The organism is Cupriavidus basilensis, from assembly GCF_029335485.1.
Lineage (GTDB): Bacteria > Pseudomonadota > Gammaproteobacteria > Burkholderiales > Burkholderiaceae > Cupriavidus > Cupriavidus basilensis_E.
Window position 1 is genome coordinate 1 of sequence record NZ_JARJLM010000634.1, and the last position, 14659, is coordinate 14659.

At 68.7% G+C, this 14659-nt stretch carries 13 protein-coding genes and 1 pseudogene; 9 read left to right on the top strand and 5 right to left on the bottom strand.

The annotated features are described in order from the left end of the window. Positions 1-1214 (bottom strand): MdtA/MuxA family multidrug efflux RND transporter periplasmic adaptor subunit (locus P3W85_RS38940; RefSeq protein WP_276268724.1); only part of this gene is annotated, 1214 nt, incomplete at its 3' end. A 316-nt stretch (positions 1215-1530) separates the two neighbouring features. On the opposite strand from P3W85_RS38940, the gene P3W85_RS38945 reads away from it, so the two are divergent. The 3 genes from P3W85_RS38945 (at position 1531) to P3W85_RS38955 (ending at position 4044) form a co-directional block, all read left to right on the top strand. Continuing rightward, positions 1531-2262: a response regulator gene (locus P3W85_RS38945; RefSeq protein ID WP_276268725.1), complete on the top strand. Its 732-nt coding sequence runs from the start codon at positions 1531-1533 to the stop codon at positions 2260-2262. Then, positions 2259-3536 carry an ATP-binding protein gene (locus P3W85_RS38950; RefSeq protein ID WP_276268726.1) on the top strand — a complete coding sequence of 426 codons (1278 nt, stop codon included), beginning with the start codon at positions 2259-2261 and terminating at the stop codon, positions 3534-3536. Before P3W85_RS38945 ends, P3W85_RS38950 begins: the two co-directional genes overlap by 4 nt. Before the next feature lie 214 nt (positions 3537-3750). Further along, positions 3751-4044, top strand: coding sequence for a GYD domain-containing protein (locus P3W85_RS38955; protein WP_017231142.1), 294 nt, complete (start codon positions 3751-3753; stop codon positions 4042-4044). Between the two features lie 189 nt (positions 4045-4233). On the opposite strand, the gene plsY is transcribed toward P3W85_RS38955, so the two are convergent. The 4 genes from plsY to P3W85_RS38975 all read right to left on the bottom strand — a co-directional run bounded on the left by plsY (position 4234) and on the right by P3W85_RS38975 (position 7010). Next, entirely contained in the window at positions 4234-4851 is a 618-nt protein-coding gene (gene plsY / locus P3W85_RS38960) for a glycerol-3-phosphate 1-O-acyltransferase PlsY (RefSeq protein WP_276268727.1), read from the bottom strand. A 153-nt stretch (positions 4852-5004) separates the two neighbouring features. Then, positions 5005-5496 (bottom strand): Cys-tRNA(Pro) deacylase, encoded by a 492-nt coding sequence (gene ybaK / locus P3W85_RS38965; RefSeq protein ID WP_276268728.1) that lies wholly within the window; start codon positions 5494-5496, stop codon positions 5005-5007. A 27-nt stretch (positions 5497-5523) separates the two neighbouring features. Continuing rightward, complete coding sequence (gene xerD, locus P3W85_RS38970; RefSeq protein WP_276268733.1) at positions 5524-6495, bottom strand: site-specific tyrosine recombinase XerD; 972 nt, start codon at positions 6493-6495, stop codon at positions 5524-5526. Positions 6496-6530: 35 nt separating this feature from the next. After that, positions 6531-7010 (bottom strand): methylated-DNA--[protein]-cysteine S-methyltransferase, encoded by a 480-nt coding sequence (locus P3W85_RS38975; RefSeq protein ID WP_276268729.1) that lies wholly within the window; start codon positions 7008-7010, stop codon positions 6531-6533. Positions 7011-7257: 247 nt separating this feature from the next. Between P3W85_RS38975 and P3W85_RS38980 the strand changes: the two genes are divergently transcribed. The 6 genes and pseudogenes from P3W85_RS38980 to P3W85_RS39005 all read left to right on the top strand — a co-directional run. Continuing rightward, the gene (locus P3W85_RS38980) at positions 7258-8517 is read left to right on the top strand and encodes an ROK family transcriptional regulator (RefSeq protein ID WP_276268730.1); all 1260 of its coding nucleotides are present in this window, start codon (positions 7258-7260) and stop codon (positions 8515-8517) included. After that, positions 8504-10114 carry a sugar ABC transporter ATP-binding protein gene (locus P3W85_RS38985; RefSeq protein WP_276268731.1) on the top strand — a complete coding sequence of 537 codons (1611 nt, stop codon included), beginning with the start codon at positions 8504-8506 and terminating at the stop codon, positions 10112-10114. The genes P3W85_RS38980 and P3W85_RS38985 overlap by 14 nt, the downstream gene beginning before the upstream one ends. 89 nt (positions 10115-10203) lie before the next feature. Further along, complete coding sequence (locus tag P3W85_RS38990) at positions 10204-11217, top strand: ABC transporter permease subunit (RefSeq protein ID WP_276268732.1); 1014 nt, start codon at positions 10204-10206, stop codon at positions 11215-11217. Between the two features lie 48 nt (positions 11218-11265). Next, entirely contained in the window at positions 11266-12258 is a 993-nt protein-coding gene (locus P3W85_RS38995; protein ID WP_017225420.1) for an ABC transporter substrate-binding protein, read from the top strand. Positions 12259-12315: 57 nt separating this feature from the next. Continuing rightward, complete coding sequence (zwf, locus tag P3W85_RS39000; protein WP_276268734.1) at positions 12316-13806, top strand: glucose-6-phosphate dehydrogenase; 1491 nt, start codon at positions 12316-12318, stop codon at positions 13804-13806. Positions 13807-13884: 78 nt separating this feature from the next. Then, a pseudogene (locus P3W85_RS39005) lies at positions 13885-14659 on the top strand (glucose-6-phosphate isomerase); the annotation flags it as partial.

The following is a 14659-nucleotide window of genomic DNA, read 5'->3' on the forward strand; positions in this document are numbered from 1 at the left end:
TCCACCGTCATGCCTTCCTTGAGCCGGTCGGCGCCGTCCACCACCACGCGCTGGCCGGGTTCCAGTCCCTTGGAGACGACCGTGCGCTCGCCGTCCGTGGGTCCGAGCGTCACCACCTGGACCTTGACCTTGCTGCCATCGTCCACCACATAGACGAAAGTGCCTTGCTGGCCGCGCTGGATGGCCGCCACCGGCACCACGGTGGCCTCTTGCAGCGTGTCCACGCGCGTGCGCACGTTGACGAACTGGTTGGGGAACAGCATGCCGTCGGGATTCGGGAAGATCGCCTTGAGCTTGACCGTGCCGGTGGTGGTGTCGATCTGGTTGTCGGTCGTCAGCAGCGTGCCGTCGGCCAGGCGGTTGCGCGCCTGGCGGTCCCAGGCCTGGACCGGAATGGTCTCGCCGGCATGGAGCCGCTTGAGCACCGAGGGCAGGTTGTCCTCCGGGATGGTGTAAAGCACGGCGATCGGCTGGATCTGCGTGATCAGCGCGATGCCGTTGGTGTCGCTGGTGCCGACGATATTGCCCGGATCGACCTGGCGCAGGCCGATGCGGCCCGATGCCGGCGCCAGGATGCGGGTGTAGCCCAGTTGCAGGCGGGCGCTGTCCACGTTGGCCTGGTCGGTCTTGACCACGCCCTCGTACTGGCGCACCAGCGCATCCTGCGTGTCGACCTGCTGGCTGGAGATCGAGTCCTGGCCTAGCAGGGTGCGGTAGCGCTTCTGGTCCAGGCGGGCGTTCTCCAGCAGGGCGCGGTCGCGTGCGAGCGTGCCCACGGCCTGGTCCAGCGTTGCCTGGAACGGGCGCGGGTCGATCTCGGCAAGGACATCGCCCGCCTTGACCATTTGTCCCTCCTTGAACAGGACCTTGAGCAGCGGCCCGGAAACCTGGGCACGCACGGTCACGTTGGCCACCGGGGTGACGTTGCCGAGGCCGTTGAGGATGACATCCATATCACGCTTGGCCACGGTGCTGATCACTACCGGCGAGCGCTGTCCGCCCGGACCGCCAGGCCCCCCCGGACCGCCAGGGCCCCCGCGGCCGGCGCCGGGGGCGCCAGTGCCCGCCGGCGCTGCGCCGCGGTGGCTGTACCAATACCAGCCGCCGGCCGCCAGCAGTACGATCAGCGCGGCGGCGATCATCTTGCGGCGGCGCGGGGCTGCCTTGCCGGGCGGTGGCATTTGAGCCTGTGGATGTTGTTCGGGATTAGCCATGACCGGATCCTGGAGCGACGCGACAAGGCGCGTTTGAACTGTGTTCGGGGTGTGAGAGGCAGCAGTATGCCGCAATGCCGTCGACACGTGCCGTAAGCGGCACGCGAGGCACACGGCGGGCTGGGCAGCTTCGGGACGGGGCCGTTCTGTCCGGCGACCGCCGGCGACGGCAACATAAGCGAAGCATAATGCGCCTTACTGATCTCCATGTTTCAGCCGTGGCGGTCATTCTTACAGATCATTACCAGCGGCCCGGGTGTAATCCCCTGAAACAATTCGCCCGGATTGCCGCACCGAGCCTAGCTATCATCTCCCTATGCGAGTCAATCAGCCTACCCAGATCCTCGTCGTCGACGACGATCCCGAACTCCGCGACCTGCTGCGCGAATACCTCAGCCAGCAAGGCTTCGCCGTCTCCGTGCTGCACGATGGGGACGGCCTGCAGGCTCGCCTCGAGCGGGAGCGGCCGGCCCTGATCGTGCTGGACCTGATGATGCCGAAAGTGGACGGTCTCACCGCGCTGCGCAACCTGCGGGCCAAGAACGACGATATCCCGGTGATCCTGCTGACCGCGCGCAGCGACGAGATCGACCGCATCGTCGGGCTGGAGATCGGCGCCGACGACTATCTCGGCAAGCCGTTCTCGCCGCGCGAACTGCTGGCCCGCATCAATGCCGTGCTGCGCCGCAAGCTGGCCCGCCCGGCGGCCGCGCCGGAAGACCGCGAGGGCATGACGTTCGGGCCATTCCGGGTCAATTTCCGCCAGCGCTCCCTGGTGCGCGCCGGCGAGCCGGTACCGATCAGCGATACCGAGTTCGCGCTGCTCAAGCTGCTGTTGATGCACCCGCTCGAGGTGCTGTCGCGCGAGCGCATCGTCGAACTGATGTACGGCACCGCCAGCGGCATCAGCGACCGCGGCATCGACGTACAGATCTGGCGCCTGCGCCGCCTGCTCGACGAAGATGCGCAGCGGCCGCGCTACATCCAGACCGTGCGCGGCCGCGGCTATACCTTTGTACCTGACGAAGCCGACGAAATACCGCAATGAAGCTCCGCATCGACACGCTGTTCGGCCGGATCGCGCTGCTGATCGCTGCAGTGCTGGTGCTCAGCCATTTTTCCTGGCTGGCCATCCTGCGCATGGATCGCCGCCAGCAGCAGCTGGACTATTCCGTCGAGCAGATGATGTTCCAGTTCGACAGCATCCAGCGCGCGCTCGCCGCGCAGCCGCCGCTCAAGCTGCCGAGCCTGGTGGAAGTGGCCAGCGAGGCCAGCGCTGCCGAGCATACCGTGGCGGCCAAGGGCCGGGCGCGCCGGCTGGTCGAACAGTTCGCGCAGCGCATGCCGGCTGGAACCCAGGTGCGGCTCGAGGAAGAACAGACTACCCGCATCTGGGTCAAGCTGCCGCAGCGGCAGGACTGGATCGCGATGCCGGCGCTGTGGGTGGTCAACCCGCCGCCCGACAATCGCCTGCTGCCCGGCGTGATCCTGGTGGTTGGCGTAGCCATGGCGGTGGCCTTGCTGATCGCCTGGCAGATCCAGCGGCCGGTGCGCGATATGGCGGCGGCGGCCGAGCAGCTGTCGCGCCAGCACACCGTCGAGCCGCTGCGCGAGCGCGGCCCGCACGAGCTGCGCCAGTTGATCGTGCGCTTCAACCGCATGATGGCCGACCTGACCCGCATCGACCAGGAACGCAACACCATGCTGGCCGGCATCGCGCACGACCTCAAGACCCCGCTGGCGCGGCTGCGGCTGCGCGCCGAGATGCTGGCCGATCCCAAGGCAGCGGCCGGCGTGACGCGCGACGTCCAGTCGATGTCGGCCATCGTCGAGCAGTTCCTGACCTTTGCCCAGAGCGGCGAGCCCGCCGCGCGCCCGGTGCCGGTGGATCGCCGCATCGGCGAGCTGGCCGCCTCGCTGGCCGAGCAGGACAAGTCGGTGGAAATCTCGCTGATGGCTGGCGAAGGCTTCCGCATGATTGCCACCCAGCTCGACCGCATCGTCGGCAACCTGATCGACAACGCCTATGCCTATGGCGCGCCGCCGGTGCTGCTCAGCACCTCGCGGCAGGCCGATGGCTGGCATATGGTGGTGGAGGACCACGGCGAAGGCATCCCGCCCGAGGCCATGGAAAAGGTCACGCTACCCTTCGTGCGGCTGGACCCGGCACGCGGCGGCAATGCGCATTCGGGCCTGGGGCTTGCCATCGTCGACCGCCTGGTGCGACAGGGCGGCGGCCGCCTGGCGCTGGACAACCGGCCCGAAGGCGGGCTGCGGGTGGAAATGGTGTTCCCGTTCACCGCGCTCGCGCAGGCAGCCTGACGGACGGCCCCAGGGCACCGGGGCATCTCCCGGCGCAGGAAGTTTCAAGACTGGAACGTTTTCCGGCGGACTGCCCCGTCGCGGCCGCCCGCGCCGGACGCATGTCGCCATGCAAGCCAGGAGGCGGCTCGCATGGTACGCGGATTGCAGCAAGCATCTGCTCGGTACGCTTTGGCAACGCGTAGCGTCGTTCCACTTGATCAGGAGATGCATCATGGCCACTTTTGTCGCCCTATTGAACTTCACCGACCAGGGAATCCGTACCGTAAAAGATACGACCAAACGTGCCGCCGCCGTTCGCGAAATGGCGAAGAAGAGCGGTATCGAAATGAAGGATATCTACTGGACGCTCGGGCAATACGACCTTGTGGTGACCTTCACCGCGCCCGACGACGCCACCATGACCGCCTTCGGGCTGTCCCTGGGCATGGCGGGCAATGTCCGCACCCAGACGCTGCGGGCCTTCTCCATGGACGAGATGAACGGGATACTCGGCAAGATGCCCTGATGGCAGACCTGGGGCCATGGCCGCAGCCAATTGGTGCGCCAGGACCGGCTGGCATGACGTCGGTGTTTACGCCCGCTCCCCTCATTGGGAGAGGGGGGCAGGCGCCACTTGAAGCGAAGCCGGTGGTTGGTGCCAGCGTGGCGGCGTAACGAGCGCCCGCCCCCTCCCGCAGGCGGGCGGCGCGGAAAGTCAGGCGCCGGGCGCCTTCTTCTTTTCCCCGATGCGGCTCTCCTTGCCGGCCAGCAGCTTGCCGATGTTCTGGCGATGGCGAACCACCAGCAGCACGCTGATGGCGAAGACCGCGCCGGCGATCACGTCAACGCCCGTCATCAGCACGTAGAAGAAGGGCGCGAACAGGGCCGACACCAGCGCCGCCAGCGACGAGTAGCGGAAGAAAAAGGCAATGATCAGCCAGGTGGCCAGCGTGCCCGCGCCAAGCCGCGGGTCGATGGCGAACAGGATGCCGGCCGCGGTGGCCACGCCCTTGCCGCCGGCGAAGCGGAAGAACACCGGGAACAGGTGGCCAAGGAATACCGCCACCGCCACCAGCGCCAGGCCGGTGTCGTCCAGCCCATAGGCCGGGCCGAATCGCTGCGCCAGCCAGACCGCCAGCCAGCCCTTCAGGGCATCGCCGACCAGCGTGAGCACCGCAGCCTTCTTGTTGCCGCTGCGCAGCACGTTGGTGGCGCCGGGGTTTCCCGAGCCGTAGGTGTGCGGGTCGGGCAGGCCCATGGCCTTGCTGACCACGACGGCGAAGGAAATGGAGCCGATCAGGTAGGCGGCGAGTGCGAAAATCAGATTGGCCATGTGGGAACCGGGAATTTGAGGCTGGCGGGATTGTAGCGTGGTCGCGTGGGCTTCTCTTCGGGGACTATCCCGGATGGCGGGGCAGGCGAGTCCGTCCGGGCGCTGCCGGCTCCCGAAACAGCCGGTGCCGCCCGGGGAAAACCGGATGCGGCTTCAATCCGGCAACGCGCACTCCACCGGCCGGGCGCCGACCAGCGCCGTCAGCGCCTGCGGGTCGATGCTGACCAGGTAGCCGCGCCGCCCGCCATTGATATAGATCCGCTCCAGCGCCAGCACGCTGGCTTCCACGAACACCGGCATGCGTTTCCTGGTGCCGAATGGCGAGGTGCCTCCCACCATGTAGCCGCTGTGGCGCTGCGCCACCTCCGGCTTGCACGGCTGCACGCTCTTGCGCCCGGTCTGCCGTGCCAGGTTCTTGGTCGACACCGAGCAGTCGCCATGCATCAGCACGATCAGCGGCTGGGCTTTCTCGTCTTCCATCACCAGCGTCTTGATCACCGCATGCTCGGGCACGCCGAGTTGCCGGGCCGATTCCCCGGTCCCGCCGTGCTCGACGTAGTCGTAGGCATGCTCGCCATAGGCGACACCGTGCTGTTTGAGGAACTGGGTGGCAGGGGTTTCCGAAACGTGTTTGCTCTTGCTCATGATGACGGTAGGCGATGACGGGCGGATTCAGCCGCGCGGGTGGTGCTGCTGGTGCAGCTCGCGCAGGCGCTCGCGCGCCACGTGGGTGTAGATCTGCGTGGTGGAGATGTCGGCATGCCCCAGCAGCAACTGCACCACGCGCAGGTCGGCGCCGTGGTTGAGCAGATGCGTGGCAAAGGCGTGCCGCAAGGTGTGCGGGGACAGCGGTGCGTGGATCTCGGCCTCGCGCGCGTGCCGCTTGATCAGGTGCCAGAAGGCCTGGCGCGTCATGCCCTCGCCGCGCTGTGTGACGAACAGCGCATCGCAGGCGCGCTCGCCCAGCAGTGCCGGGCGGCCTTCGGCCAGGTAGCGGCGCAGCCAGTCGCCGGCCTCGGCGCCGAAGGGCACCAGCCGCTCCTTGTTGCCCTTGCCGCCGACCACGCGCGCCACGCCTTCGTTGAGGCCGACCTCGATGGTCTTCATCTGCGTGAGTTCGGACACCCGCAGGCCGCTGGCATACATCAGTTCGAGCATGGTGCGGTCGCGCAAGCCGAGCGGCGTGGCCGTGTCGGGGGCGTCGAGCAGGGTTTCCACCTGGGCTTCGGTCAGCGTCTTCGGAAAGCGCGGCGGTTGTTTGGCCGGGCGCAGCAGCAGGCAGGGATCCGCGGTGATCAGGTGCTCGCGCAGCGCCCACTGGAAGAAGCGCTTGAACACGGTGAGCCGCCGGTTGGCCGACGATGCGCGCGTTTCCAGGTGGCGCGAGGCAAAGTAGCCGGTGAGGGCGGTGTCGTCCGCGCCGGGCAGCGTGGCGGTGCCGGTGGCGTGCAGCCAGCGCGCCAGCAGCATCAGGTCGCGGCGGTAGGCATCGATGGTGTTGCGCGCGAGGCCGTCCTCGAGCCACAGCGCATCGCAGAAACGGTCCACCAGGCCGAGGTCCGCGAGCAGGGCGGCGCTGTCCGGCGCCCCGTCGGGCTGTGCGATCTCCGCCGCGATCTCGTCGGTCTCTTCGATGTCTTCCATGCCGTCGGCATCCATGGGCGGATCGGCGTCGTGGTTCATGTTAGCAACACGCCTTCGTGGCGCAGCAGCCAGCGCTTGATATCAAGGAAGAAGCCATCGCCCTGGTGGTTGGCAAAGCCGCCGATGCCGCTGGCGCCGACCACGCGGTGGCAGGGGATCACCAGCGGGAAATAATTGGCCCCGCAGGCCTGCCCGACCGCGCGCGGCGCGCTGGCGATCTGCCGCGCCACCGCGCCATAGGTGGTGACCTTGCCGCGCGGCACGCTCGCGATGGCCTGCCACACCCGGCGCTGGAAATCGCTGCCGACCGGCGCCAGCGGCACATCGAAGGGCGCATCCGGATCGGCGTAGTACGCCTCGAGTTGCCGCGCCAGCCGCTGCGTCACCGCATTGGCGGGGGCGGCGAGCTTCATGCTCTCTGGCAGGTAGACGATCTCGCGGATCGCCGCGCCGTCGGTGCGCACGCCGATCTTGCCGAAAGGGGCGGGCAGGATGGCGTCGAAGATGGAATCCATGGTGGCTTGGGTGGCGGGAAGCGCAAGCCTGGATTCTAGAGCATGCCGGCGCCGGCCCGGTGCCAGGGCACTTTCCGGCGCCCCGGGGGCGGCACCATGCAACCGCTTGCCTCGGGTTTCCCCTTGCTTGAGTTATCGGGTCCGTTATTATTTAATTCAACATGAATTAATTAATGCCGCAGCCCACCCGCCGGATAACAGGCAACAGGTGACGCCAGCGGTGGGCAGAACCACATCCGGAGACGATATGACCAGTGCCAAGGCCGGCCGCGGCGTGAATTCCGCCAGCTTGCGGCTGTACAACGAGCGCGCGCTCCTGCTGGCGCTGCGCCATGCCGGGGAGGCCTCCAAGGCCGATCTCGCCCGCATGGCCCAGCTCACCAATACCGCGGTGGGCAGCATCGTGCAGTCGTTGACCGACGAGGGCCTGATCCATATCGCCGGGCGCCGCCAGGAAGGGCAGCGCGGCCAGCCGGCCAGCCTGATCCGCCTGCAGCCCAAGGGCGCCTTCGGTATCGGGGTGCGGCTCGACCGCGCCAGCATCGAGTGCGTGATGGTCGACTTCGGCGGCGAGATTCTCGCCAGCCGCGCGCACCAGATGGTCCTGCCCCATCCGGAACAGGCGCTGGCAATGGTGCGCGACGACGTGGCCGCGCTGCGCGCGCAGCTGACGCCGGCCGAGCGCAAGCGCCTGCTCGGCATCGGCGTGGCCCAGCCCTACAACCTCGGCGCCTGGCTGCGCGAGCTCGACCTGCAGGACGAAGCGTCGCAAGCCACCTTCCGCGCCTGGGACGAGGTGGATTTTGCCGCCGAGCTGGCGGATGCCGCCGGCCTGCCGGTATTCGGCGAGAACGATGGCACCGCCGCCGCCGTGGCCGAACTGTTCTACGGACACCACCACGCGCAGAACTTCCTGTACGTCTTCGTCGGCCCCGCCATCGGCGGCGGCGTGGCGCTCAACGGCGACTGCGTGCGCGGCGTGTCGGGCAATGCCGGCGATATCGGCATGATGCCGGTGCCGCACAGCACGCTGGCCTCGGCGCCGCATACCGGCAAGCGGCGCGACATCCTGCTGGCGCGCGCCTCGCTCAATGCGCTGACGCGCCACCTGCGCCATCACGGCGTGGCCATCGACAGCCATGCCGACCTGGAAGCCCAGGTGCGCGGCCAGCATCCCGCCGTGGCCGAATGGCTCGACGACTGCATCGATGCGCTGGCGCCGGCGCTGCAATCCGCGCTGGCGGTGCTGGACGTGCCGCTGGTCATCCTCGACGCCGATATCGATGCCGGCCTGGTGGCCGCGCTGATCGGGCGCCTGCAGGCCGAGCTGGACGAGGGGGCGCCCGAGGCGCGCCGGCCGCCGCGGGTGGTGCGCGGGTGTTTCGGCGCCAACGCCGGCGCGGTCGGCGCGGCTTCGCTGCCGATGTTCATGAATTTTTCGCCGCGGGCCGAACTGCTCAAGGGTGCGTCCGCCATGATTCCGGAGGCCAACCATGCCATCGTCTGATCCGCACGGCCCGGTGCCATTGCTGGCGTTGCGCAATATTTCCAAGACCTTCCCCGGCGTGCGCGCGCTGCGCAACGTCGAGCTGACCGCCTACGCGGGCGAGGTCCACGCCTTGATGGGCGAGAACGGCGCGGGCAAGTCGACGCTGATGAAGATCCTGTCGGGCGCCTACATCGCCGACGCCGGCGGCGAATGCCATATCGATGGCAAGCCGGTGCATATCGACGGCCCGCAGGCGGCGCGCGAACTCGGCGTGGCCGTGATCTACCAGGAACTCAGCCTGGCGCCCAACCTGAGCGTGGCCGAGAACATCTACCTCGGCCGCGCCTTGCAGCGCCGCGGGCTGGTGGCGCGCGGCGAGATGGCGCGCGCCTGCGAGCCGACGCTGGCCCGGCTCGGCGCCGATTTCCCGTCGACCGCGTGCGTCGCCAGCCTGTCGATCGCGCAGCGCCAGTTGGTGGAGATTGCCCGTGCCGTGCACTTCGAGGCGCGCATCCTGGTGATGGACGAACCCACCACGCCGCTGTCCACGCACGAGACCGACCGCCTGTTCGCGCTGATCCGCCAGCTGCGCGGCGAGGGCATGGCGATTCTCTATATCAGCCATCGCATGGCCGAGATCGACGAACTGGCCGATCGCGTCACCGTGCTGCGCGACGGCGGCTTCGTCGGCACGCTGGATCGCACGCACCTGTCGCAGGCGGCGCTGGTCAAGATGATGGTGGGGCGCGACCTGTCGGGCTTCTATACCAAGACGCACGGCCAGGCGCGCCAGGGCGAGGTGGTGCTGTCGGTGCGCGATCTCGCCGACGGGCGGCGCGTGCGCGGCTGCAGCTTCGCGTTGCGCGCAGGCGAGGTGCTGGGGCTGGCCGGCCTGGTGGGCGCGGGCCGCACCGAACTGGCACGCCTGGTGTTCGGCGCCGACGCGCGCACGCGCGGCGAGGTGTGCATCGCGGGCCCCGCCGGCCTCGTTACGCTGCCGCCTGGCGGCCCGCGCCAGGCGATCGACGCGGGCATCGCCTACCTGACCGAGGACCGCAAGCTGCAGGGCCTGTTCCTGGACCAGAGCGTGCACGAGAACATCAACCTGATCGTGGCCGCGCGCGACGCGCTCGGCCTCGGGCGCCTGAACCGGCCGGCGGCGCGCCGGCGCACCACCGAAGCCATCGATGCGCTCGGCATCCGCGTGGCGCATGCGCATGTCAACGTGGGCGCGCTCTCGGGCGGCAACCAGCAGAAGGTCATGCTGTCGCGCCTGCTGGAAATCCAGCCGCGCGTGCTGATCCTGGACGAGCCCACGCGCGGCGTGGATATCGGCGCCAAGTCGGAGATCTACCGGCTGATCAACGCGCTGGCCGAGAGCGGCGTGGCGATCCTGATGATCTCCAGCGAGCTGCCGGAAGTGGTGGGCCTGTGCGACCGCGTGCTGGTGATGCGCGAGGGCGCGCTGGCCGGGGAAGTGCAGCCGTGCGCGAGCGCCGCCGAGACCCAGGAACGCATTATCGCGCTGGCCACGGGCGCGGCGCAGCCGGCGAGCGCATGGGCCAGCATGCTGCCGCAGCAGATGTCGGCGCAGGCGCACGGCCTGCTGCATTGAGATAGCGCGCGGGGCACGGCCCCGCCATCGGACACGAGATATCGACGCCGGCCTGCCACTCTACGCAGCCGCCGGTGCAGGAGACCACCATGCAAGATTCGATCACCCGCCCCGCCCATCCTTCCGGTCCGGCGTTGCCAGTGGCTGCCCGCGGCCGCCTCACCACGCAGGAGCGCCTGCGCGCGCTCGGCATGCTGCCCGTGCTGGTGCTGCTGTGCATCGGTTTCACGGTGCTGACGGAGAACTTCGCCAGCTGGCAGAACCTGTCGATCGTCGCGCAGCAGGCCTCGATCAATATGGTGCTGGCGGCCGGCATGACCTTCGTGATCCTGACCGGCGGCATCGACCTGTCGGTGGGATCGATCCTGTCGATCTCCGCGGTGGTGGCGATGCTGGCCTCGCTGGTGCCGCAGCTCGGCGCGCTCAGCGTGCCTGCGGCGCTCTTGTGCGGCTTGCTGTTCGGCCTCGTCAACGGCGCGCTGGTCGCATTCATGAAACTGCCGCCGTTCATCGTTACGCTCGGCACGCTGACCGCCGTGCGCGGGCTGGCGCGGCTGGTCGGCAACGACAGCACCATCTACAACCCGGACATCGGCTTTGCCTTCATCGGCAACGGCGAGGTACTGGGCGTGCCCTGGCTCGTGATCATCGCCTTCGCCGTGGTGGCCGTGTCGTGGTTCGTGCTGCGCCGTACCGTGCTGGGCCTGCAGATCTACGCGGTGGGCGGCAACGCGGAAGCGGCGCGGCTGTCCGGCATCAAGGTGTGGATCGTGCTGTTGTTCGTGTACGCGGTGTCGGGTTTGCTGTCCGGCCTCGGCGGCGTGATGTCGGCCTCGCGCCTGTATGCCGCCAACGGGCTGCAACTGGGGCAATCGTACGAGCTCGACGCGATTGCCGCGGTGATCCTGGGCGGCACCAGCTTCGTCGGCGGCACCGGCTCGATCGGCGGCACGCTGATCGGCGCACTGATCATCGCGGTGCTGTCCAATGGCCTGGTGCTGCTGGGCGTGTCCGATATCTGGCAGTACATCATCAAGGGCCTGGTCATCATCGGCGCGGTGGCGCTCGACCGCTACCGCCGCAAGGACTCGGCGCGCACCTGAAGCGCAGGCTGCGGTTACCGCGAATACACGGGCTACAGGAGACTCGACATGTCCAAACACAACCTGGCGGATTACCTGGCGGCACTCGCGCTGGCGGCACTGGCGGCGCTGGGCACCAGCGCGGCGGCGCAGACCGCTGCGGCGCCGGCCTCCGCGGCACCGGCCGCCGCCGAAAGGCCGCTGAAAAAAGTCGGCGTCACGCTCGGCTCGCTGGGCAACCCGTACTTCGTCGCACTGGCGCGCGGCGCCGAGGCGGCGGCCAGGAAGATCAACCCGGACGCCAAGGTCACGGTGCTGTCCGCCGATTACGACCTCAACAAGCAGTTCTCGCATATCGACAGCTTTATCGTGTCGAAGGTGGACCTGATCCTGATCAACGCAGCCGATGCGCGCGCGATCGAGCCCGCCGTGAGGAAGGCCCGCAAGGCCGGCATCGTGGTGGTGGCGGTGGACGTGGGCGCGGCCGGCGCGGATGCCACGGTGCAGACCGACAACACCCAGGCCGGGGAACTCGCCTGCGGATTCCTGGCCGAACGGCTGGGCGGACACGGCAACCTCATCATCCAGAACGGCCCGCCGGTATCCGCCGTGCTGGACCGCGTGAAAGGCTGCAAGACGGTACTGGGCAAGCACCCCGGCATTCATATCCTGTCCGACGACCAGGATGCCAAGGGCTCGCGCGAGGGTGGCCTCAACGTCATGCAGCTTTACCTGACCCGCTTTCCCAAGGTCGATGCGGTCTTTACCATCAACGATCCGCAGGCGGTGGGCGCCGACCTGGCCGCGCGCCAGCTCAACCGCCGCGGTATCCTGATCGCTTCGGTCGACGGCGCGCCGGACATCGAGGCGGCGCTCAAGGCCGATACCTCGGTGCAGGCCTCGGCCAGCCAGGACCCGTGGGCGATCGCGCGCACCGCGGTGGAAATCGGCGTGGGGCTGATGCACGGCAAGCCGCCGGCGAACCCCACCATACTGCTGCCTTCCACGCTGGTGACGCGCGCCAACGTGAACGACTACAGGGGGTGGGCCACGCCGCGCTAGCGCGGCAGCGGCTCCCCCGATACCCGAACCCAACCCGACCAACCGACTGGTGACATGATGCAAAGCAATGCTGTAGCCCCGGCACCCGAATTCGACTTCGTGCTGTTCGGCGGCACCGGCGATCTCGCCACGCGCAAGCTGCTGCCCGCGCTGTTCGATGCGCACTGCGTGGGCTCCCTGCACGCGCGTGGGCGCATCGTCGCGCTCGGCAGCCAGCCGCTCGGCCAGGACGCCTACCTGGCCATGCTCGAAGCCAAGGTGCGTCCCGCGCTGCCGGCCGCCGCCGCCGGGGAGGCGTGGCAGGCTTTCATCGAGCGCATCCGCTACCTGCAGGTGGACGCCAACGCGCCGGAAGGCTTCGACGCGCTGGCCGAACTGGTGCGCGCGCGCGCCGCGCCGGTGGTGGTGTTCTACCTGGCCACCGGGCCGCAGCTGTTCGTGCCGATCTGCGATCAGCTGGCCCGCACCGGGCTCAACCATGCCGGTGCCCGGGTCGTGCTGGAGAAGCCGCTGGGCCACGACCTGGCCTCGTCCGATGCGATCAATGCCGCGGTGGCCCGCCACTTCGCCGAAGACCAGATCTACCGCATCGATCACTACCTGGGCAAGGAGTCGGTGCAGAACCTGATGGCGATGCGCTTCGGCAACGTGCTGTTCGAGCCCTTGTGGCGGCGCGAATGGGTGCGCGACGTGCAGATCACCATCGCCGAGGAACTCGGCGTGGAAAAGCGCGGCGCCTTCTACGACGGTATCGGCGCGCTGCGCGACATGGTGCAGAACCACCTGCTGCAATTGCTGTGCATGGTGGCGATGGAGCCGCCCTCGAGCCTGTCCGAGGACGCCATCCGCGACGAGAAGCTGAAGATCCTCAAGGCGCTCAAGCCGATCGAGCTGGGCGAGGTCGCCGAGAAGGTGGTGCGCGGGCAATACTGCCGCGGCGCCGCGGGCGGCGACGCGGTGCCGGGCTATGTGAACGAGGCGGCCATCCCGCCCGACAGCCAGACCGAGACCTTCGTCGCCATCAAGGCCGAGATCGCCAACTGGCGGTGGGCAGGGGTGCCGTTCTACCTGCGCACCGGCAAGCGCATGCAGTCGCGCGTGGCCGAGATCGTGATCCAGTTCCGCGACGTGCCGTATTCCCTGTTCCCACGCCCGCTCGACCACGAGCCTGGCAACCGGCTGGTGATCACGCTGCAGCCCGAGGAAAGCATCCGCCTGCATTTCCTGGTCAAGCAGCCGGGCGACACGCAGGCGCTGCAGCCCGCTTCGCTGGACCTGCAACGCATGCTGCCGCGCGGGCAGGGCGCACGGCATGAGCGCAAGACCGGTGCTTACGAGCGCCTGCTGCTCGATGTCATCCGCGGCCGGCTTGGCTTGTTCGTGCGGCGCGACGAGCAGGCCCAGGCCTGGCGCTGGGTCGCGCCCATCCAGCAAGCCTGGGAGCAGAGCAACTTCGCCCCCAAGCTGTACACCGCCGGCACCTGGGGCCCGGCTGCGTCGAGCGCGCTGCTGTCGCGCGATGGCGCGGTCTGGCACGAAGAGCTGTAAAGGCCGTCCGAAGCGCATTTGAAGCATAACGTTGCGCCGGTCCATGCCAGCGCGGCGGCGAGTACAGGAGTCGAACCGATGTCTCATTCCCCACCTTCCCTGCCTGCCTGGCAACGGCTGCAGGCGCATGCGCAAGGCATCCGCCATGCCCATCTGCGCGACTGGTTCGAAGGCCGGCAGGGCGAAGCCCGTGGTGCGGCATTCGTGCTGGAGGCCGCCGGCCTGACACTGGACTACGCCAAGAACCGCGTCACCGACACCACCATGGCGCTGCTGTTCGCGCTGGCCCGCGAGGCAGGCGTAGCCGCGCGGCGCGACGCGATGTACCGTGGCGAGGCGGTCAACACCACCGAGCGGCGCGCCGCGCTGCATATGGCGCTGCGCGCCTGGCCGGAGGATGGCTTCCATGCGCAGGGCGTGCCGGTGGCCGGCGAGGTGGCCGCGGTGCTGGCGCAGATGGAGCGCTTTGCCGACGCGGTGCGCGGCGGCGCGTGGCGCGGCTGGGACGGCCGCGTGATCACGGATGTGGTCAATATCGGCATCGGCGGCTCGGACCTGGGGCCGCGCATGGTTTGCCGCGCGCTTGCGCACCTGGACAGCGATGGGCCGCGCATGCATTTCGTCGCCAACGTGGACGGCAGCGATCTTGCCGCCGTGCTGCCGCGGCTGGATGCGGCCAGCACGCTGGTGGTGGTCTGCTCCAAGACCTTCACCACGCTCGAGACCATGGCCAATGCGCACACCGCGCGTACCTGGTTCCAGCGCCATGGCGTGCCGCAGGCGCAGCTGGCGCGCCATTTCGTCGCGGTCTCCACCAACCGGGAGGCGGTGGCTGCGTTCGGCATCGATCCCG

What these genes read in the sequence shown, in the direction of transcription:
- P3W85_RS38945 (WP_276268725.1), top strand. Translation starts at nt 1,531, where the DNA reads ATGCGAGTCAATCAGCCTACCCAGATCCTCGTCGTCGACGACGATCCC.
- P3W85_RS38950 (WP_276268726.1), top strand. Translation starts at nt 2,259, where the DNA reads ATGAAGCTCCGCATCGACACGCTGTTCGGCCGGATCGCGCTGCTGATC.
- P3W85_RS38955 (WP_017231142.1), top strand. Translation starts at nt 3,751, where the DNA reads ATGGCCACTTTTGTCGCCCTATTGAACTTCACCGACCAGGGAATCCGT.
- plsY (WP_276268727.1), bottom strand. Translation starts at nt 4,851, where the DNA reads ATGGCCAATCTGATTTTCGCACTCGCCGCCTACCTGATCGGCTCCATT.
- ybaK (WP_276268728.1), bottom strand. Translation starts at nt 5,496, where the DNA reads ATGAGCAAGAGCAAACACGTTTCGGAAACCCCTGCCACCCAGTTCCTC.
- xerD (WP_276268733.1), bottom strand. Translation starts at nt 6,495, where the DNA reads ATGGAAGACATCGAAGAGACCGACGAGATCGCGGCGGAGATCGCACAG.
- P3W85_RS38975 (WP_276268729.1), bottom strand. Translation starts at nt 7,010, where the DNA reads ATGGATTCCATCTTCGACGCCATCCTGCCCGCCCCTTTCGGCAAGATC.
- P3W85_RS38980 (WP_276268730.1), top strand. Translation starts at nt 7,258, where the DNA reads ATGACCAGTGCCAAGGCCGGCCGCGGCGTGAATTCCGCCAGCTTGCGG.
- P3W85_RS38985 (WP_276268731.1), top strand. Translation starts at nt 8,504, where the DNA reads ATGCCATCGTCTGATCCGCACGGCCCGGTGCCATTGCTGGCGTTGCGC.
- P3W85_RS38990 (WP_276268732.1), top strand. Translation starts at nt 10,204, where the DNA reads ATGCAAGATTCGATCACCCGCCCCGCCCATCCTTCCGGTCCGGCGTTG.
- P3W85_RS38995 (WP_017225420.1), top strand. Translation starts at nt 11,266, where the DNA reads ATGTCCAAACACAACCTGGCGGATTACCTGGCGGCACTCGCGCTGGCG.
- zwf (WP_276268734.1), top strand. Translation starts at nt 12,316, where the DNA reads ATGCAAAGCAATGCTGTAGCCCCGGCACCCGAATTCGACTTCGTGCTG.